The sequence below is a fragment of the Streptomyces caniscabiei genome (genome assembly GCF_014930365.1).
Taxonomy (GTDB): domain Bacteria; phylum Actinomycetota; class Actinomycetes; order Streptomycetales; family Streptomycetaceae; genus Streptomyces; species Streptomyces caniscabiei.
Window position 1 is genome coordinate 594,009 of record NZ_JABXWI010000004.1, and the last position, 18,546, is coordinate 612,554.

General features: G+C 73.0%; 16 protein-coding genes. 11 read left to right on the plus strand and 5 right to left on the minus strand.

All coding sequences use genetic code 11. The annotated features are described in order from the left end of the window. Positions 1 to 143 precede the first annotated feature (143 nt). Positions 144 to 1,391 carry a DUF4032 domain-containing protein gene (locus HW837_RS14285; RefSeq protein WP_045560165.1) on the plus strand — a complete coding sequence of 416 codons (1,248 nt, stop codon included), beginning with the start codon at positions 144 to 146 and terminating at the stop codon, positions 1,389 to 1,391. Between the two features lie 7 nt (positions 1,392 to 1,398). Here the strand turns inward: HW837_RS14285 and HW837_RS14290 are convergent, their stop codons facing one another. Further along, positions 1,399 to 2,271, minus strand: a complete 873-nt coding sequence (locus HW837_RS14290) for a universal stress protein (RefSeq protein WP_093790946.1) — start codon at positions 2,269 to 2,271, stop codon at positions 1,399 to 1,401. A 57-nt stretch (positions 2,272 to 2,328) separates the two neighbouring features. Between HW837_RS14290 and HW837_RS14295 the strand changes: the two genes are divergently transcribed. The 6 genes from HW837_RS14295 (at position 2,329) to HW837_RS14320 (ending at position 8,906) form a co-directional block, all read left to right on the plus strand. Beyond that, positions 2,329 to 2,685, plus strand: coding sequence for a VOC family protein (locus HW837_RS14295; RefSeq protein WP_193379616.1), 357 nt, complete (start codon positions 2,329 to 2,331; stop codon positions 2,683 to 2,685). 97 nt (positions 2,686 to 2,782) lie between these two features. Beyond that, positions 2,783 to 4,459, plus strand: a complete 1,677-nt coding sequence (locus HW837_RS14300) for an NAD(P)/FAD-dependent oxidoreductase (protein WP_193379615.1) — start codon at positions 2,783 to 2,785, stop codon at positions 4,457 to 4,459. Positions 4,460 to 4,487: 28 nt separating this feature from the next. Next, positions 4,488 to 6,002: an ATP-binding protein gene (locus HW837_RS14305; protein ID WP_045560161.1), complete on the plus strand. Its 1,515-nt coding sequence runs from the start codon at positions 4,488 to 4,490 to the stop codon at positions 6,000 to 6,002. Then, positions 5,999 to 6,349 carry a UBP-type zinc finger domain-containing protein gene (locus HW837_RS14310; protein WP_045560160.1) on the plus strand — a complete coding sequence of 117 codons (351 nt, stop codon included), beginning with the start codon at positions 5,999 to 6,001 and terminating at the stop codon, positions 6,347 to 6,349. Before HW837_RS14305 ends, HW837_RS14310 begins: the two co-directional genes overlap by 4 nt. 259 nt (positions 6,350 to 6,608) lie before the next feature. After that, the gene (locus tag HW837_RS14315) at positions 6,609 to 7,604 is read left to right on the plus strand and encodes a pyridoxal-phosphate dependent enzyme (protein ID WP_045560264.1); all 996 of its coding nucleotides are present in this window, start codon (positions 6,609 to 6,611) and stop codon (positions 7,602 to 7,604) included. A gap of 78 nt (positions 7,605 to 7,682) precedes the next feature. Further along, entirely contained in the window at positions 7,683 to 8,906 is a 1,224-nt protein-coding gene (locus HW837_RS14320) for a 4-hydroxybenzoate 3-monooxygenase (RefSeq protein ID WP_313895488.1), read from the plus strand. Between the two features lie 38 nt (positions 8,907 to 8,944). On the opposite strand, the gene HW837_RS14325 is transcribed toward HW837_RS14320, so the two are convergent. Continuing rightward, positions 8,945 to 12,166 (minus strand): amidohydrolase family protein, encoded by a 3,222-nt coding sequence (locus HW837_RS14325; RefSeq protein ID WP_193379614.1) that lies wholly within the window; start codon positions 12,164 to 12,166, stop codon positions 8,945 to 8,947. A 122-nt stretch (positions 12,167 to 12,288) separates the two neighbouring features. Continuing rightward, positions 12,289 to 12,810 (minus strand): DUF6328 family protein, encoded by a 522-nt coding sequence (locus HW837_RS14330; protein ID WP_045560158.1) that lies wholly within the window; start codon positions 12,808 to 12,810, stop codon positions 12,289 to 12,291. A 553-nt stretch (positions 12,811 to 13,363) separates the two neighbouring features. On the opposite strand from HW837_RS14330, the gene HW837_RS14335 reads away from it, so the two are divergent. Beyond that, positions 13,364 to 15,076 (plus strand): cholesterol oxidase substrate-binding domain-containing protein, encoded by a 1,713-nt coding sequence (locus HW837_RS14335; protein WP_045560262.1) that lies wholly within the window; start codon positions 13,364 to 13,366, stop codon positions 15,074 to 15,076. A gap of 67 nt (positions 15,077 to 15,143) precedes the next feature. Here the strand turns inward: HW837_RS14335 and HW837_RS14340 are convergent, their stop codons facing one another. Both HW837_RS14340 and HW837_RS14345 read right to left on the minus strand, forming a co-directional pair. Continuing rightward, entirely contained in the window at positions 15,144 to 15,965 is an 822-nt protein-coding gene (locus tag HW837_RS14340) for a DUF1206 domain-containing protein (RefSeq protein ID WP_193379613.1), read from the minus strand. Continuing rightward, positions 15,965 to 16,351: a hypothetical protein gene (locus HW837_RS14345; protein WP_045560156.1), complete on the minus strand. Its 387-nt coding sequence runs from the start codon at positions 16,349 to 16,351 to the stop codon at positions 15,965 to 15,967. The genes HW837_RS14340 and HW837_RS14345 overlap by 1 nt, the downstream gene beginning before the upstream one ends. A gap of 155 nt (positions 16,352 to 16,506) precedes the next feature. Between HW837_RS14345 and HW837_RS14350 the strand changes: the two genes are divergently transcribed. The 3 genes from HW837_RS14350 (at position 16,507) to HW837_RS14360 (ending at position 18,514) form a co-directional block, all read left to right on the plus strand. Further along, a complete protein-coding gene (locus HW837_RS14350) occupies positions 16,507 to 17,430 on the plus strand; it encodes a MurR/RpiR family transcriptional regulator (protein ID WP_093790950.1) in 924 nt (307 codons plus the stop codon). Positions 17,431 to 17,708: 278 nt separating this feature from the next. Continuing rightward, positions 17,709 to 18,092, plus strand: coding sequence for a hypothetical protein (locus HW837_RS14355; RefSeq protein WP_045560154.1), 384 nt, complete (start codon positions 17,709 to 17,711; stop codon positions 18,090 to 18,092). 104 nt (positions 18,093 to 18,196) lie between these two features. Next, entirely contained in the window at positions 18,197 to 18,514 is a 318-nt protein-coding gene (locus HW837_RS14360; RefSeq protein ID WP_045560153.1) for a YkvA family protein, read from the plus strand. Positions 18,515 to 18,546: the final 32 nt, after the last annotated feature.

Consider the following 18,546-nt stretch of genomic DNA (forward strand, 5'->3'; position numbering starts at 1 on the left):
CCCCGTCCGACCACGGGTCGGGCCGTTGTTGACGAATCGGTCCTTCAGATGCGGAGATGCTCCAGGCACCAGCGGGGAGACCGCTTGCCCGAGAGCACTCCGCACCACCGTGAGACGCACCGTGAGACGAAGGACGAGGACCCATGGCACTGCAGATCAGCGCCACCAACCCGGAACACCCCGCGCTGCTGCTCGAACTGCCGTGGCACCTGCCGCTGGAGGAGTGGCCCGAGCACCACCTCGTGCCGCTCCCCCGGGGCATCTCCCGCCACGTCGTGCGCTACGCCCGCGCCGGCGACGAGGTCGTCGCCGTCAAGGAGCTCGCCGAACGGCCCGCCCTGCGCGAGTACGAGCTGCTGCGCGACCTCGACCGGATCGGCATCCCCGCCGTGGACGCGCTCGGCGTCGTCACCGGCCGTCTCGACGAGGCGGGCGACCCGCTGGAGTCGGTGCTGATCACCCGCCACCTCGGCGGTTCGATGCCGTACCGCTCGATGTTCGAGACGACCATGCGCCCGGCCACCATGCACCGGCTGATGGACGCCCTCGCCGTCCTGCTGGTGCGGCTGCACCTGGCCGGATTCGCCTGGGGCGACTGCTCGTTGTCGAACACGCTGTTCCGGCGGGACGCGGGCGCGTACGCGGCGTACCTGGTGGACGCCGAGACGGGCGACCTGCACGCGCGGCTGAGCTCCGGGCAGCGGGAGTACGACCTAGATCTGGCCCGGGTGAACATCAGCGGCGAGTTGCTGGACCTGGAGGCGTCGGGGGCGCTGCACCCGTCGGTGGACCCGATCGACTTCGGCAACGAGATCTGCTCCCGCTACCACCGGCTGTGGGAGGAGCTGACCCGCAGGTCGGTGTACCCGGCCGGGAAGTACCACTACATCGAGCGCCGGATCCGCCGTCTCAACGACCTCGGTTTCGACGTCGCCGAGATGCAGATCGAGCACGCCGACAACGGCGACACCGTCACCTTCGTGCCGAAGGTCGTCGACGCGGGCCACCACCAGCGGCAGTTGCTGCGGCTGACCGGGCTGGACACCGAGGAGAACCAGGCCCGGCGGCTGCTGAACGACCTGGAGAGCTGGATGGCCACCCAGGACGACTACGCCCCGGGCGACCCCCTCGGCGCCCGCCCCGAGGTGCTGGCGCACCGCTGGGTGCGGGAGGTGTTCCGCCCGACCGTGCGGGCCGTCCCGCTCGAACTGCGCGGCACGGTGGACCCGGCGGAGATCTACCACCAGCTCCTCGAACACCGCTGGTACCTGTCCGAGCGGGCCCAGCACGACATCGGCCTGGACATGGCGGTGAAGGACTACATCGACAACGTCCTGCCGAAGACGCTCGCGCCGCTGCCGCCGAAGGTGGACGACGTCACCGCCGGGTGAGCCCGCGTCACTTGTGGGGAACCACCGCGACCGGGCAGTGCGCGTGGTGCAGGACGCCGTGGGCGACCGAGCCGATGCGGGCGCCGACGGCCGTACGGCGGGCCCGGCGTCCGACGACGACCAGCTGCGCCCGCTGGGTCACCGACAGCAGCACCTGCCCGGCGCTGCCCATCTCGACGTGCTGGGTGACCCGCACCTCGGGGAACCGTTCCCGCCACGGCTCCAGCGCGGCGGCCAGCGCCTTCTTCTCGTACGGCTCCAGCCCGCCGGCCTCGTCGAGGAGCTTCAGCGAGCCGGGGCTGTACGCGTACAGCGGGGGAAGCGTCCACGCCCGCACCGCGCGCAGGGACGCCCCCCGGGCGGCCGCCGTCTCGAACGCGTACCGCAGCACGTCGGCGCTGTCCTCCGGCCTGCCCTGCTGGCCGACGACGACCTCGCGTCCGGCGGCCTCGGCGCTCGGGGTGTCCTCGGCGCGCACGAGCACGACCGGGCGCGGTGACCCGACGATCACCTGCTGGCCCACGGAGCCCAGCAGGAAGCCGACCACCGCGCCGTGTCCGCGTGAGCCCAGCACCACGGTCTCGGCGTCCTCGGCGGCGCCGACCAGCGTGTCGGCCGGCGGGCCCTCCACCAGGTCCGTCGTCACCTCCAGCTCCGGGTGGCGCCCGGTCACGCCCCGCGCGGCCTCGGCGAGGGCCTCCCCGGCCCACCGCTCCTGTCCGTCCCGGTCCACGGTGATCGCCTCGTGCGGCTCCCACCGCCACGCGTGCACCACCCGCAGCGCCAGGCCCCGGCGTACGGCCTCCCGGCCGGCCCACGCCAGCGCGGCGAGGCTCTCGGGGGTACCGTCCACTGCGGCGGTGATCGGGCGCGTCGTCATCGGCCACCTCTCGGTCGTCACATGGCTGACGGGTCCAGTCTTCACTACGCTCGCCGTATGACCTTGGTGTGGGAGCAGGTGCTGGTGGACGCGGCCGATCCGGCGGCGCTGGGGCGCTGGTGGGCCGAGGCGCTCGGCTGGGTGGTGGTCGACGAGTCGCCCGAGGAGTACGAGATCCGCCCGGCGAAGGACCGCCTCCCCGGCCTGCTGTTCGGGCGCAGCCCGGACGCCAAGGACGGCAAGAACCGCCTGCACCTCGACTTCCGCCCCGCCGACCAGGAGGCGGAGGTCACCCGCCTGCTCGGCCTCGGGGCCCGGCACGCGGACGTCGGGCAGACCGGGGACGAGCCCTGGATCGTGCTCCAGGACCCGGAGGGCAACGAGTTCTGCGTGCTCGCCCCGCGCCGGAACTGACACGGCCGTCGGCGTACCGGCCCGTGGCGCCGGGGAAACCGCGCACATCGGCGCGGTCGAACATACGATGGGCCCATTGGTCTCGGGGCGGAGGAGTATGACGCAGGCGGTCGGTCCGGCGCGGAACGTGATCCTCACGGTGGATGACGATCCCGGAGTGTCCCGCGCGGTGGCGCGGGATCTGCGCCGCAGGTACGGCGAGACGTACCGGATCGTGCGGGCGGAGTCCGGACAGACGGCGCTGGAGGCCCTGCGGGAGCTGAAGCTGCGCGGCGACCAGGTGGCGGTGATCCTGGCCGACTACCGGATGCCGGAGATGAACGGCATCGAGTTCCTGGAACAGGCGCTGGACGTCTATCCGGGCGCCCGGCGCGTCCTGCTCACCGCGTACGCCGACACCGGCGCGGCGATCGACGCGATCAACGTCATCGACCTCGACCACTATCTGCTGAAGCCGTGGGACCCGCCGGAGGAGAAGCTCTATCCGGTCCTGGACGACCTGCTCCAGGCCTGGCGGGCCGCCGACCGCTCCTGTGCGGGCACGACGAAGGTGGTCGGACACCGGTGGTCGGCACGGTCCTCGGGCGTACGGGAGTTCCTGGCCCGCAACCAGGTGCCGTACCGCTGGTTCTCCTCGGACGAGCCGGAGGGGCGACGGCTGCTCGCGGCGGCCGGCACGGACGGCGAACGGCTGCCGCTGGTCGTCACCCCGGACGGTACGCCGCTGGTGGCGCCGGACGACGCGGAGCTGGCGGAGAAGGTGGGGCTGGCGACCACACCGGCCCAGGAGTTCTACGACCTGGTCGTCATCGGCGGCGGACCGGCCGGGCTCGGGGCCGCCGTGTACGGGGCCTCGGAGGGGTTGCGGACGCTCCTCGTCGAGCGGTCGGCCACGGGCGGGCAGGCGGGGCAGAGTTCACGGATCGAGAACTACCTCGGGTTCCCCGACGGGGTGTCCGGCGGCCAGCTCACCGACCGGGCCCGCCGTCAGGCCACCAAGTTCGGCGCGGAGATCCTCTCGGCCCGCGAGGTGAGCGGGCTGGAGGTGAACGGGGCGGCGCGGACCGTCCGGTTCTCCGACGGTTCGGCGGTCGCCGCGCACAGCGTGATCCTGGCGACCGGCGTGTCGTACCGGCAGCTCGCCGCACCGGGCTGCGCGGACCTCACCGGCTGCGGCGTGTTCTACGGTTCCGCGCTGACCGAGGCGGCCGGTTGCCAGGGGCACGACGTGTACATCGTGGGCGGCGCCAACTCGGCCGGGCAGGCGGCGATGTACCTGGCCCGGGGTGCCAAGTCGGTCACCCTGCTCGTCCGCGGCGAGTCGCTCACCGCCTCCATGTCGCACTATCTGATCCAGCAGCTCGCGGAGGCCCCCAACATCTTCGTGCGCCCCGGCACGGTCGTGGAGGCCGCGCACGGCACGAACCAGCTGGAGCAGCTGACGCTGAAGGACGTGGCGAGCGGGCAGGAGGAACTCGTCGACGCGCAGTGGCTGTTCGTGTTCATCGGCGCCGAGCCGCGCACCGACTGGCTGGAGGGGACCGTGCTCCGCGACGAGCGCGGGTTCATCGTGGCCGGACCCGACATGACCGTGGACGGGAGCCCTCCGGCGGGCTGGGAGCTGGACCGGCCGCCGTACCACCTGGAGACCAATGTGCCGGGTGTGTTCGTCGCCGGGGACGCGCGGTCGGAGTCCGCGAAGCGGGTCGCGTCCGCCGTGGGAGAGGGAGCGATGGCCGTGATGCTGGTGCACAGGTATCTGGAGCAGTCATGACCGGCGCGGAGGCCTCGGGGGCCGCGTCATGAGCGGGCGGCCGTCGCCGTGCGACCGGGCCGAGCTGGGCCGGCTGTTCCTGTTCGAGAAGCTGGACGACGAGCAGTTGGACCGGCTGTGCCGTGAGGGCCGCGTGGAGCGGTTCGATCCGGGTCACGTCTACCGCGAGGGCGAGCCGGCCACCTGCTTCTTCGTGCTCCTGGAGGGCACGGTGGTGCTGTCGCGACAGGTCGGCGACGACGACGTGGAGGTCAGCCGCAGCTCCCAGGTCGGGGTGTACGCGGGCGCCTTCCAGGCGTATCTCGGCGACCAGGCGGACCAGGCCCGCTACAAGGGCTCCATGCGGGTCACCGTGCCCTCCCGCTTCTACGTCCTCCCGGCGGCCGCCTTCGCCCGGATCATGCGCGACTGGTTCCCCATGGCCGTCCATCTGCTGGAGGGCCTGTTCTTCGGGAACCAGAACACCCAGCGGACCATCAACCAGCGGGAACGGCTGCTGGCGCTGGGCTCGTTGTCGGCCGGTCTGACGCACGAGCTGAACAACCCGGCCGCGGCCGCGGTCCGGGCGACCTCGGCGCTGCGGGAGCGGGTGGCCGGGATGCGGCACAAGCTCGGGGCGATCGCCGCCGGGCCGTACAAGCGGGCCATGCTGGAGTCACTGGTCGATCTGCAGGAACGGACGGCCGAGCAGGTCGCCAAGGCCACCCCGCTCAGTCCGCTGGAGGCCTCCGACCGGGAGGACGAGCTGACGGACTGGCTCGACGACCACGGCATCGCGGGCGGCTGGCAGCTCGCGCCGAACTTCGTGCAGGCCGGACTCGACACCGCCTGGCTGGACCAGGTCGCTCAGGCCGTGGACGAGCACACCCTCGAAGGGGCGGTGCGCTGGCTCAACTACACCGTCGAGACCGAGCTGTTGATGAACGAGATCGAGGACTCCACGACCCGCGTCAGCAGCCTCGTCGACGCGGCGAAGCAGTACTCGCAGCTCGACCGCGCGCCCTACCAGAACGCCGACGTCCACGAACTCCTCGACAGCACCCTGCTGATGCTCTCCGGGAAGCTGGGCGACATCGAGGTGGTCAAGGAGTACGACCGTACGCTGCCGCGCATCCCCGCCTATCCGGGTGAGCTGAACCAGGTGTGGACGAACCTGATCGACAACGCGGTGTCGGCGATCAACGACACCGGGGGCGCGGGCAGGTTGACGGTACGGACGGCGCTGGACCACCGGGACCAGGTGCTGGTCGAGTTCCGTGACACCGGTCCCGGCATCCCGCCGGAGATCAAGGGCCGTATCTTCGACCCGTTCTTCACCACCAAGCCGGTCGGGCAGGGCACCGGGCTCGGCCTCGACATCTCCTGGCGCATCGTCGTCAACAAGCACCATGGGCACATCGAGGTCGACTCCCGGCCGGGCGAGACCCGCTTCCAGGTCTTCCTGCCACTGACGGCGCCGGCCGCCGACCTGGACCTCAGGCTCGCCGACGATCCCGAGGACGGCTCGGCCCCCGACCCCCGCACGACCGAGGAGACGACATGACCCTGCCCGCCGGAATCGACCCCGCCGTCCCGCCGAGCGGCGACGGGTGCGTGGAGTGCGACGCGGCCGGCGGCTGGTGGTTCCACCTGCGGCGCTGCGCCCAGTGCGGTCACGTCGGCTGCTGCGACTCCTCCCCCTCCCAGCACGCGACGGCCCACGCGGGCGCCACGGGGCACCCCTTCGTGCAGAGCTACGAGCCCGGTGAGTCGTGGTACTGGAACTACGAGACGGACGAGATGTACGAGTCGGGTCCCGACCTCGCGCCGCCGCTCAGCCACCCGGAGGACCAGCCGGCGCCGGGCCCTCCGGGCAGGGTGCCGCCAAATTGGACCGAGGCACTGCGCTGACGCGAGCCGCGTTGTCGGGCGCGGGCCCGGTGGGGGGCTGGTCACGCAGTTCCCCGCGCCCCTGAAAAGCAGGGGCTGCGCCCCGTGCTTTTCACCCCGCAGCCCCGTCGCTTTCCAGGCCCGCGGGCCGTGGTATCTCAGGCCTGCGGGGCCTGGTCTTTCAGGGGCGCGGGGAACTGCGCGACCAGCCCCCACCCACCCGCACCTGACAACGCCCCCCACCACCAAAACCGGCCCCACCGAACGGAGTGACATCGTGTTGATCGGGATCGGCGAGATCCAGGACGCCGCCCAGCGGATCGCCGGCCATGTCGTGCGGACCCCCACCGTGGCGAGCCCGGGGCTGTCCGCGCTCCTCGGTGCCCCGGTGACCACGAAGCTGGAACTGCTCCAGCGCACCGGCTCGTTCAAGGCGCGCGGCGCGACGGCGAAGCTGCTGACGTTGACGGACGCGGAGCGGGCGGCCGGGGTCGTCGCGGTCAGCGGCGGCAACCACGGCATCGCGCTGGCGCACATGGCCGCCGCGCTGCACATCAAGGCGACCGTGGTGATGTCCCGGTCCGCGCCCCGGCGGGCGGCCGACCTCGTCGAGGCCGCCGGTGCCTCGCTGCGGCTCACCGAGGGGATGGCGGAGGCGTTCGCGCTCACCGAGCGGCTCCGGTCGGAGGGGCTCACCCTCGTCCACCCGTTCGACGACCCCTTGGTGATCGCCGGGCAGGGCACCGTGGGCCTGGAGTTCGCCGAGGACCTGGAGACATCCGGGTCGACCGGGTCGACGTCGGACACCGGCGCGCTCACGGACGTGCTCGTCAGCATCGGTGGCGGCGGCCTCGCGGCAGGCGTGGCAGCCGCCTCCAAGGCCCTGCTGCCCGGCGTCCGTGTCTGGGGCGTGGAGACCGTCGGTGCCACGGCGATGAGCGAGGCCCTCGCGGCGGGCGGCCCCGTGACGGTCCCGCTCTCCTCCGTCGTCACCACCCTCAGCGCGCCCTCCGTGTCCCGGCTCACCTACGACCATGTGGCCGCCCTCGTCGAGGACGTCCTCGTGGTGCCCGACGCCGAGGCGGTGCAGGGGGTTCTCGACTTCGCCGAGCACGGCAAGGTGTGGACGGAACCGGCCGCCGGCTGTCTGCTGCCCGCCGCCCGGCAGGTCCTGGCACGCGTCGGCGACGGCGCCCGGCTGGGCCTCGTGGTCTGCGGCGGCAACGCGACGACGGCCGACATCGCGGAGTGGGCGCACCGGTTCGAGCTGCGGTGACACGGCAGCCGGGTCCTCAACGCCCTTGCTCAGCACGGCACTTGAGGCCGCTCACCGGTCACCCGGCATAATGCTCGGGTGACCACCCCCGCTCCCCTGCCGGGCCCGACTCCGCCCGAGCGCACCCCCGTCGTCATCGTCGGCGCCGGACCGGCCGGGCTCACCGTCGGCAACCTGCTGCGCGCCGCCTCCGTCGACTGTGTGGTGCTGGAGACCGAGAGCCGCGCGTTCATCGAGCGGCGCCCGAGGGCCGGGTTCCTGGAGGAGTGGGCGGTGCGTGCGCTCCAGGGGCGCGGCCTGGCCGACCGGCTCGTGGAACGGGCCCCGGTGCACACGGAGTTCGAGTTCCGTTTCGCCGGTGAGCGGCGGCGTTTCCCGTACACGGAGATCACCGGTCACCACCACTACGTCTACCCGCAGCCCCTGCTGGTGACGGACCTGGTCCGGGAGTACGCCGACGTCCGGGGCGGCGACATCCGCTTCGGCGTGCGCGACGTCGAGCTGCACGACATCGACGGTGAGCAGCCGTCGGTGTCGTACGTGGATCCGGCGACCGGCGAACGGCGCGTCCTGCTCTGCGAGTTCGTGGCGGGCTGTGACGGGGCCCGCGGTGTCACCCGGACCGCGCTGCCGGCCGGGCACGTCACGGTCGCCCGGCACGACCACGGCGTCGGCTGGCTGGCACTGCTCGCGGAGGCGCCTCCGTCGTCCGACTGCGTCGTCCTCGGGGTGCATCCCCGGGGCTTCGCCGGGCACATGGCGCGCAGCCCCGAGATCACCCGCTACTACCTGGAGGTCCCGGTCGGCGACGACCCGGCGAACTGGCCTGACGACCGGGTCTGGTCGGAGCTGCACACCCGCCTCACGGCATCCGGCGCCCGGCCGCTCACCGAGGGCCCGCTGGTCGAGAAGCGGGTGCTCGACATGCACAACTACGTCACCGCACCGATGGCGTACGGCCGGCTGTACCTCACCGGTGACGCCGCGCACCTCGTCGCGCCCATCGCCGCGAAGGGCATGAACCTGGCCCTGCACGACGCCCTGCTCCTGGCGGACGCCCTGGTCGCCCGCCTCGGCACGGGCGACGACAGCGGGCTGCGCGGCTACTCGGACGCCTGTCTGCGCCGGGTCTGGCACTACCAGGAGTTCTCGCAGTGGCTGGCGGAGCTGCTGCACGGGCCGTCCTCCGGCGACCCGTTCCGGGCCGGCGCCGCCACCGCGAGGCTCCGCCGTGTGCTCGGCTCGCCCGCCGCCGCGTCGACCTTCGCGGAGCTGTTCATCGGCAAGGGCACCGATCACTGACGTCGGCCGGTCCTCGGGGCGGCACCGTCGTCGAGACGTCAGTGGCCGTCGTGGCAGCAGCCGTCGCGGCGCATCGTCCGGCCGACCTCCAGCCAGTCCTCCTCCGTCCCGGCGGCCTTGGCGCGCTGGGCCGCGGGCCGGTACGCGGCCACCAACTCCTCGGTGGTGTACGGGGTTCCGCCCCGGAGGACGGACACCGTGCGGACGAGGTCGGCGAAGTCGGTGAAGGGGTCGCCGTCGACGATCGTCAGGTCGGCGAGCTTGCCCGTCTCGACGGTGCCGAGGTCGCCGTCGAGGCCGAAGAGGCGGGCCGGGAGGACGGTCGCGGTGCGCAGGGTCTCGGCGGGGCCGAGTCCGCCGGCGTGCAGGGCGCGCAGGGCGAGGTGGAGGAAGAGGCCGACGGGTCCGAGCGGCTGGTCGGTGCCGACGGCGACGAGGCCGCCGTCGGCGAGGATCCGCCGGTAGATGTCGGTCTCGGTGCGCAGCGCGGCGAGTTGGGCGGGGGTCGGCGGGATTCCCGCGCCCTGCCGGACGACGGCGGTGTCCCACGGCGGCATGACGACCGTGACCCGGGGGTCGTCGGCGAGGGCGGGGTCGGCGCCCATGAGGGGTGCGGCGGTGAAGGGGGTCGCGATCAGGGAGAAGTCGACGCCCTGCCTGGTGTAGATCTCCACGACGTCCTGGTGGGCCCGGCCGCTCGCGGTGATGGCGTGGCCGAACTCCGCGCGTTGGGTGGCCTGGAGATGGGTCGTCAGGTCCTGGCCGAGCTGGACTCCCGGGGAGAGCAGATGTCCGCCGGTGCGGACGCCGAGGCGTTCGTGGGCGAAGCGCGCGGCCTCGCTCATGACCCAACCGGGCGCCCGTACATAGGTCTTGACGAAGTCCCAGTCGAGCGCCTCGGCCCGTTCGAGCGAGCGGCGCAGTCCGGCCCTGGTGCGGTGGGCGCGTCCCATGCTGTACGCGACCCGGGCGCCGTCGAGGAGTTCGCCGGTGGTCAGCAGCCGGGGCCCGGCGAGCCGGCCGGCGTTCACCTCCTCGCGGATGCGGGCCTGTTCGTGGGCGAAGCCGCCGAGGGAGACGGCGGTGGTGACGCCGTAGGTGAGCTGTGCGGTGGCCTGGCGGCTGCCGTAGGTGCTCTGCCAGGGGTGGGTGTGGCTGTCCCAGAGGCCGGGGATCACGGTGTGCGCGGAGGCGTCGATCCGGCGGAGCGCGGCGCGGCGGTTGCCGCGGTGCGGTTCGACGGCGGTGACACGGCCGCCGCGTACGACGATGTCGACGTCGTCGCGAACCGTCTCGCCGGTGCCGTCCCACAGCTGCCCGGCGTGGACGACGGTGTCCGCGGGCGTGGGCCGGGTGCGGTCGAGCGGCACCCGGACGGTGCGGGCGTGGGAGCCGGAGACGTCGATCAGGCGGAGCCGGGTGCCGGACTGGTGGAGCAGGGTCCTGGAGTCGCCGGACCAGGTGGGGTGGTCGGCGGGTTCGGTGGTGAGGGTGCGGAGTCCGCCGCGCGGGGTGCCGTCGGGGTCGACGGGCAGCAGGCACAGCGCGGATTCGACGATCACGGCCATCCAGCGTCCGTCGGGTGACCAGACGGGCCCGGAGTCGTAGCGGTCGGCGATGGAGGTGTGGGGCGCGACCGCGTGCAGCCGGTCGGCGCCGGTCGTCGTGTCGACGATCCGGATCAGGTTGTAGCCCTCCCGGAAACGGGCGCCCAGACGGTTGCGATCGCACAGCGCGAGGTACCGGCCGTCGGGCGACCAGCTCGGCCTGCCGGGGATGCCGCCCCCGCCGAGCGGTGCCGCGAGGACGCGCTCCGCTCCGCTCGCCAGGTCCCGTACGACGAGCCGGCCGGCCATGTCGAGGCAGGCGAGCCGCTCGCCGTCGGGCGAGAGCGCGGGCATGACCCGGCCGCCGGTCGCGAGGGCGGTCTCCTCGCCGGTGGCCGGATCGTGTCGGTACACGCCGAGCAGGCCGTCGCGGTCGTCGGCGTAGACGAGGGAGCGTCCGTCGGGTGCCCAGGAGGGTGCGAGCAGGGTGCGGGTGGGTGGCGACCGGCGCAGCCGCTTCGGCCGGCGGCCGCCCGACGTGTCCGCCAGCCAGAGCGAGTTGAGGGCGGCGAAGGCGACGCTGCGGCCGTCCGGCGACAGGGCGGGCAGGTGGATGCCCCGGACGGGGCGCACGCGCTCCTCCCCGAGGTCGTACTTCTTGACCCGGTAGCGCGGCCGGTCCACCGGGAGCACGCCCTCGAAGGGGATCTCCTCCGGCTGCGCGGGTTCGTCGGGGCGTACGAGGCTGAAGCCGCCGTCCAGGGTGAGGAGCAGGCGGCCGTCGGCCGTCCAGCGGGGCGGCACGGGCGCGAGGTCGCCGTCGACCTCGACGGGCCGCCCGTCGACGACGAGGGTGCAGGAGCCGTTGGGGGTGGCCGTGGTGCGCAGGTGGGCGAGGCGGCCGTCTGCGGCGACGGCCGGGGTCATGACCTGGGCGGCGGCGGTCTCGGTGTGCTCGACGGTCACCGCGCCGCTGCCGTCGGCGGCCACGGCGGCGATCGTGCGGGACTCGACGGACGGGGTGGTGCCGGTGGTGACGACCTTGCCGCGCACGAACAGCAGCCGGGTGCCGTCCGGTGACCAGGTGGGGTCGAAGTCCTCCCACGGGCCGTCCTGGAGGGGGCCGTTCTGGTCGGGCAGGCCCGTGACGGGGGTGATGTCGCCGGTGGCGAGGTGCAGGACGTGGATGCGGTAGGGGCTGCCGCCCGAGGGGGCGTCGGGGTCGCCGCCGCGTTCGGAGCCGAAGGCGAGCCGGGTGCCGTCGGGCGACCAGGCCGGTGCCCGGTCGTCCCAGGGGCCGTCGGTGCGCTGTCGCAGGTCGGAGCCGTCGGGACGCATGGTCCACAGGTGGAAGCCGCCGCCCTGGTAGGCGCAGAAGGCGACGAGTGCGCCGTCCGGGGAGTGCGTGGGCCGGTTGGGTTCGAGGCCGGCGGGGGTGAGGGGGACCGCCCTGCCGCCGTCGCGCGGGAGCGACCACAGGCCGCTCTGGATCTCGGCGACGAGGGTGTCGCCGGCGGGCGCGAGGGTCGCCGAGCCGTTGGTGGCGCGGCTGAAGGTGAGGGAGAGGCCGGTGCCCGCGGTACGAGGCCGGGCGGCGGCGGGTGCGGCCGGGCCGGCGGTGCCGAGGACCGCGGCGGCCCCCGTGGCACCGGTGGCGGCGAGGAGTCGACGGCGGGTCAGGGGTGGGGTGGGGCGACTCTGGTCACGGTCCATGACACGCCACGCTCGCGCACCACCCGGCCCACGGGCAACACCGCCATTCACGCCATCGGGGGACGTCACCCACGGGTGTGACGGCGCCCGGCTTCACCCCGTCGGCGTGCCGGCGCGCGGTGTCACCGGTCGACGGGCCGGCGCGCCGGGGGTTCGTCGCCGGAGTGGCGGCGGCGGATCCAGGCCGGGAGGGCGATCCAGCACAGCAGGTACCAGAGGACCACGCAGCCGACGAGCCACGGCACGTACTCGTCGTGGGTGGCCACGCGCAGGATCAGCAGCAGGGCCGCCGTCATCGTGGCGAGGAGGAGGACGAGACCGACGACGGTCAGTCTGCTCGCCCACTGCACGGCGGCCGGTTTGATGCGGCGTCCGGCGACGATCCGGTGGAAGGAGACGGGACCGATCAGGGCGCCGGTGGCGGCGGCGCCCAGGACGACGGTGACGATGTAGATGGTCTTCTCGGTCTGCGGGAGCTCGTCGTAGCGCGGGGTGAAGACGACGGTGAGGAGGAAGCCGAAGAGGATCTGCACGCCGGTCTGGGCGACCCGCACCTCCTGGATGAGTTCGCTCCAGCGGCGGTCGGCCCGTTCGTCCTCGGTCTCGTCGCGGCCTCGGCCCTGGTTGCCGTGCGCCTCGGTCACAGGTCCTCCCGGTCGGTCGATGTCCCCTTCCCTGGATGGTGCCGTGACTCCGCGGCACAAGCACACCGTTCCTGTGGACTGAGCAGGAGTGAGCCCACTCAGCCGCACGCCCCGAACGGTCTTGGGCGCTCCCCCACTGCCTTAAGGGCGTGGGAGGTGCCCCCAGGTCCCCGGCGTACTCAACCCCGGGGCAGCGACACGCATCCTGTACGTGGTCCGATCCCGGGAGGCCAGTTCCCTCGACCTGGCCATATGGGTGCAGCCAGAGGCGACGGGGAGGCCTGAACCATCACTCCGGTGGAGCAGGGGCCCCGCACGCTGACACCACACCCGGCGTCCCAGATCGCATGACCACCGTAGCCCGAAAAGCCGAGGCCGCCGCAAGCCTGCAAGCCTGCAAGCCTGCAAGCCGACCATCACACGATCGAGCTAAAGCGCCCTCGCGCACGCTCCAAGGCGAGCAGTTGGCAACCCCTGCGCACCTTCACTCTCACGAGTGAATCCAGTTGGCGGATCGGTCACATGTGTCATTTTCCGGCCTAGCGTGATCGTCGTGACCGACTCCTCAGCACCGTCCCGCCGGGGTTTCCTCCTCGGCACCGCCGCGCTCGCCCTCACCCCGCAGTTCGTCCGCCAGGACCCGGCCGCCGCCGCGGCCGAACTGCCCGGCTTCCCCCCGGACGTCGAGCTGTACAGGTCGGTGTACCGCAACTGGGACGGGGAGATCACCGCGCCCGCCCTGTGGGCGTCCGCGCCGGCCGACGCGGAGGAGGTGGTGGCGGTCGTCAACTGGGCGCGTGGGCAGGGCTGGACGGTCCGCGCGCGGGGCCTCTCCCACGGCTGGTCTCCCCTGACGATCACCCCCGGCACCGACTCCGACGCCCCCGTGCTGCTCGTCGACACCACCACGCACCTCACCGGCATGACCCTGGAGTCCACCGACCCGGCCGCCGTCCGGGTGGGCTCCGGCGCCTCGCTGGAAGGGCTGCTCACCTTCCTGGAGGGCCACGGCCTCGGCGTGACCGCCTGCCCGGCGCCCGGTGACCTCTCGATCGGCGGCGCCCTCGCCGTCGACGCGCACGGCACGGCCGTACCGGCGCGCGGGGAGACCCGGCCGCCCGGTCACACCTACGGTTCGCTCAGCAACCTCGTCCTGTCGCTGACGGCCGTGGTGTGGGACGCCGACAGCGACGCGTACGTGCTGCGGACGTTCCGGCGGGACGACGCGGACGGGGCCGCGCTGCTCACCCATGTCGGCCGGGCGCTGGTCACCGAGGTCGTGCTGCGGGTCGGGGAGAACACCAATCTGCGGTGCCTGAGCCGCACCGACATCCCCGCCGGGGAGCTGTTCGCCGCTCCAGGCAGCGGCGGGCGCACCTTCGCGAGCTTCCTCGACGAGGCGGGGCGCCTGGAGGCGATCTGGTTCGCGTTCACCGAGTTCCCCTGGTTCAAGGTGTGGAGCGTCGAGCCGACCCGCCCGCTCACCTCCCGGCGCGTGACCTCGCCGTACAACTACCCCTTCTCGGACAACGTGCCGACCGTCGTCGCCGACCTCGTCGGCCGGATGGTGTCCGACGCCGCCTGGTACCTCGCGCCGGTGCTGGGCAACACCCAGCTGACCACGGCCTCGCTGGGGCTGACGACCACGCTCTCGGCGGACATCTGGGGGCCGTCGAAGAACACGCTCCTGTATCTGAAGCCGACGACGCTGCGGGTGACGGCCAACGGGTACGCGGTGCTCACCTCGCGGGACCAGGTGCAGCGGGTGGTCTCCGAGTTCGCGGCGTTCTACCGGGAGCGGCTCGCCGCGTACGCGGCCCGGGGGCGGTATCCCGTCAACGGGTCGGTGGAGATCCGGGTGACCGGCCTCGACGACCCGGCGGACGTCGGGGTGACCGGCGCCCGCGCCCCCCTGCTCTCGGCGCTGCGACCGCGCGCCGACCGGCCCGAGTGGGACACCGCCGTGTGGCTGGACGTGCTGACGCTGCCGGGGACGCCGGACGCCGAGGCGTTCTTCCGGGAGCTGGAGCGGTTCCTGCTCGCCACGTACGACGGCGGCCACGCCCTCACCCGGGTCGAGTGGTCCAAGGGCTGGGCCTACACGGACGAGGCCGCCTGGAGCGACGAGGAGGTGCTCGGCACCGTCGTACCGGAGTCCTTCGACGACGGCGCGGGGCCGGGCTGGGCCGGCGCCCGGGAGATCCTGGACCGGCTCGACCCGCACCGGGTGTACGGGAACGCCTTCCTCGACCGACTGTTCCCGTGAGCGAATCCGGCACCCGGCCGGAGGCGAGGCGTCCCGCGCTCCGGCCGGATCGTCCTCCCGGCGTCCCTCACACCTTGCGCCAGCGCGCCATGGCGAACGAGAACAGCCCGAACAGGACCAGCCCGGCCGCGACGCAGGCCAGAAGCGCCGGGCCCGCGGGGGAATCGGCGAAGGAGCGGAGGGTGTCGTCGAGGCCCTTGGCCTCGTCCGGCTCGTACTGGATCGCGGCGCGGACGGCGAAGACACCGGCCGTGGCGAACACCAGGCCACGGGCGACCCCACCGGCCACACCCGTGACGTCGACGAGTCGGCGCGTGCGCCGTGACATCTCGCCGAGCCTGAGGTGCTTGTGGTACGAGCGCATCGCGGCCCGTACGCCGATCCACCCGCCCGCGGCGATCACACCCACGCCCGCCGCGCCCACGAGCCACTGGCCGCCGGGGAGTTCGAGCGCGCGTGCCGTGACGTCCCGGGACTGCTCGTCGCTGGAACCGCCGCCTCCCCCGCCGCCGCCCGCCGCGAAGGTCAGCACCGAGTACGCGACGAAGGCGTAGAAGACGAAGCGCGCGGCCGACGCGAGCCGCTTGGTCCACTTTTGGCCGTCGGGGCCCGCCGCCCCGAACACGGCCTCCGACAGCCGCCACAGCGCCATGCCCACCAGGCCGATGCCCAGGGCCCACAGCATCACCGAGCCCAGCGGCTTCTCGGCGATCTCCTCCAGGGCACCCTGCCGGTCCGCCTGCTCCGAACTCCCGCCGAAGGCGATCTGCAGGGCCAGCGCCCCGACCAGCAGATAGATGACGCCGCGCGCGGTCAGTCCGGCGCGGGCCGCGCCCTCGGTCACCGAACTCCGGGCCGCTCGCCCGGTACCCACCCCCAGAGTCGTCATCAGCCCCGCCCCTCCCGCCCCTCGACCCGCAGCTGGAGCTGGACCTCCTGGTCACCGGCGTCCACGCCGACCTGACGCACGGCGTACTCCTCCTCCAGGGCGGACCGCAGCAGCCGTACGGCGGGCGGGCTGCCCTGGACCTCGACGGTGACGGGCGCGGACGGCGACTCGGGCCGGCGGCCGGCGCCGGTGGAGACGGCGGCGGTGTCGTACATGCCGGTCCACATCGTGGGCCGGTCCGTGCCGGTCTCGTGCGGCGGGTCGTCCGGGCTCCGGTCCGACTCGAAGTGGGCGCGCAGACACGCGAAGACGCGTTCGGCGTCCTGGGCGGAGCAGTCGCAGAGCACGACCTCCACCTGGGACACGGGCAGACTGGGCAGGGTCACGAGCCTTCTCCCTCGGGTGAGCGACAGGGTGCGGGTACCCCGAGTACCCCCATGGTGTGCCCGAAACGGGGTTCTCGCAGGTCGCGGGATCCGCCCGGCCCGGCACGGGCCGTGGGCTATGTTGAGTGCTCGTGGGAGACGAAGGAAGCGCGCGCGTGCCATCGCCGCAGCAGGCACGTGCGCAGGCATCAGCGATCACGTCGGGGCGGACCGCCCCGGACACCGAGCAGTCGCCCACGTCCCGGCTCAGGGAGCTGTTCGACGGCCCCCGGCTCTCCCCGGGGCAGCGGCGGATCGCCCAGTACCTGATCGAGCACATCACCGAGGCCGCGTTCCTGTCGATCACCGACCTCGCGGAACGGGTCGGCGTGAGCCAGCCCTCGGTGACCCGGTTCGCGGCGGCCGTCGGATTCAGCGGCTACCCCGCGCTCCGTGAGCGGCTCCAGGGCATCGCGCTGGCCACCCTCGCCAGCGCCCCGGGGGTCACGGCGGCGGACCGCAGCAACGAACTGCAGGCCGCCGTGGACGCGGAGATCGAGAACCTGGAGAACCTGCGGCGCGACTTCGCCGACCCGGACCAGGTGATCGAGATCGGCCGCGCCCTGTCCCGCTCGGCCCCGCTGACCGTCCTCGGCCTCAGGATCTCCGGCGCGCTCGCCGAGTACTTCGCGTACGCCGCGCGCCGTATCCACCCCGACGTGCGGCTGGTGACGAAGGGCGGCACGGTCGCCTACGACACGCTGCTGCAGTCCCGTGAGGCGGGCGGTACGTGGGTCCTGGCGTTCTCCATGCCCCGGCACGCGCAGGAGACGCTGACCGCGCTGCGGGTCGCCCACGGTGCCGGGCTCAAGGTGGCCCTGGTGACCGATCTGGCGCTCGGGCCGCTCGCGGACGAGGCGGACGCCGTCTTCGCCACCGGCACCGGCTCCCGCCTGGTCTTCGACTCCTACGCGGCCCCCGTGATGATGTCCTCCGCCCTGCTGCAGGCCATGACCGACGCCGACCCCGAGCGCACCCAGGCCCGGCTGGAGGCGTACGAGCAGGTGTCGGAGCAGCACCAGTTCTTCCTCAGGGACTGATCGCGCTCCACCCCCATGCCAGGACAGCGGGGGATTCTTCCTGTCTTTCCCGGCATGAATTTTTCCATGCCCTTGCATACTCAGGGGTATATATAAATACTGCTCGCGGATCGTGACCCGGTGGAACGCCGGGTCACGTCGTCCACCCGGGACCGTCCGCTCCTACCCGCCACGGCGCCCCGGGAGGCGGCCCCGGCCATCCCCTATGCCGGGGCCGCCCGGACTCCCCCCACCGCTGCTGCACCCATGGCGTCGATGCAAGACCGGAGTGTTGAAACATGGCCCTGACCACCTCGCCCCTCCGCACGGACTGGCCGTGTCAGGTCAAGACACCCGGCAGTTACGACTGGGAGCGGTCCGCGGCCAAGTGGCTGCGCGAGCTGGTGCCGGCCCGTTACGGCACCTATCCGGCGATGATGCGCCACCCCGTGCTGCTCGCACGCCACGCGCAGATCCAGGTCCAGCACGAGATCCGGGTCGCCCGCACCGCCCTGCAGACCGCCCGCTCCGAGCTGCCCAGCCTCGGCATGTCCGAGTCGGTCATCGAGCACACCATCAAGATGTACGCCGCCGAGGTCATGCAGCTGAACCACATGGCCCGCTCCATCCGGGCCGTCAGCCAGGCCCTCGTCGACCACAACCTGGCCCGCGCCGCGCACTGACCCGCTCTCCGCCCCCGCGCGCCTCGGTACACGGCGCCGCCGGGGGTAGACGATGGACAGCACCGGCCGGGCGCCCCGCCCGGCCCGACGGAGGGGCGGGAGAGATGGATTCCTGGACGTGGGTGATCGTCGCGGTCGCGGTGGTCGCGGCCGCGCTGCTCGGAGCCGCGGTCTGGCTGCTCCTGCGGCTCGTCCGCACCCGACGCGAACTGCGCCGGGCCGGACTTCCCACCGGCCCCAAGTGGGTCTTCTGGGGTGCCGTCCTCTATCTCGTCCTGCCGACCGACCTGGTGCCCGACCCGGTCTACCTGGACGACATCGGGGTCCTCCTGCTGGCGATCAGGTCCATGCGCTCCGGCCGCCAGGACGCCCTGGCGGCGATGGAGCAGCAGGAGGGCACGGGAACCGCCGTACGGGGATGAGGCGTTGTCGGGCTGACGGTCACTGCGACGGA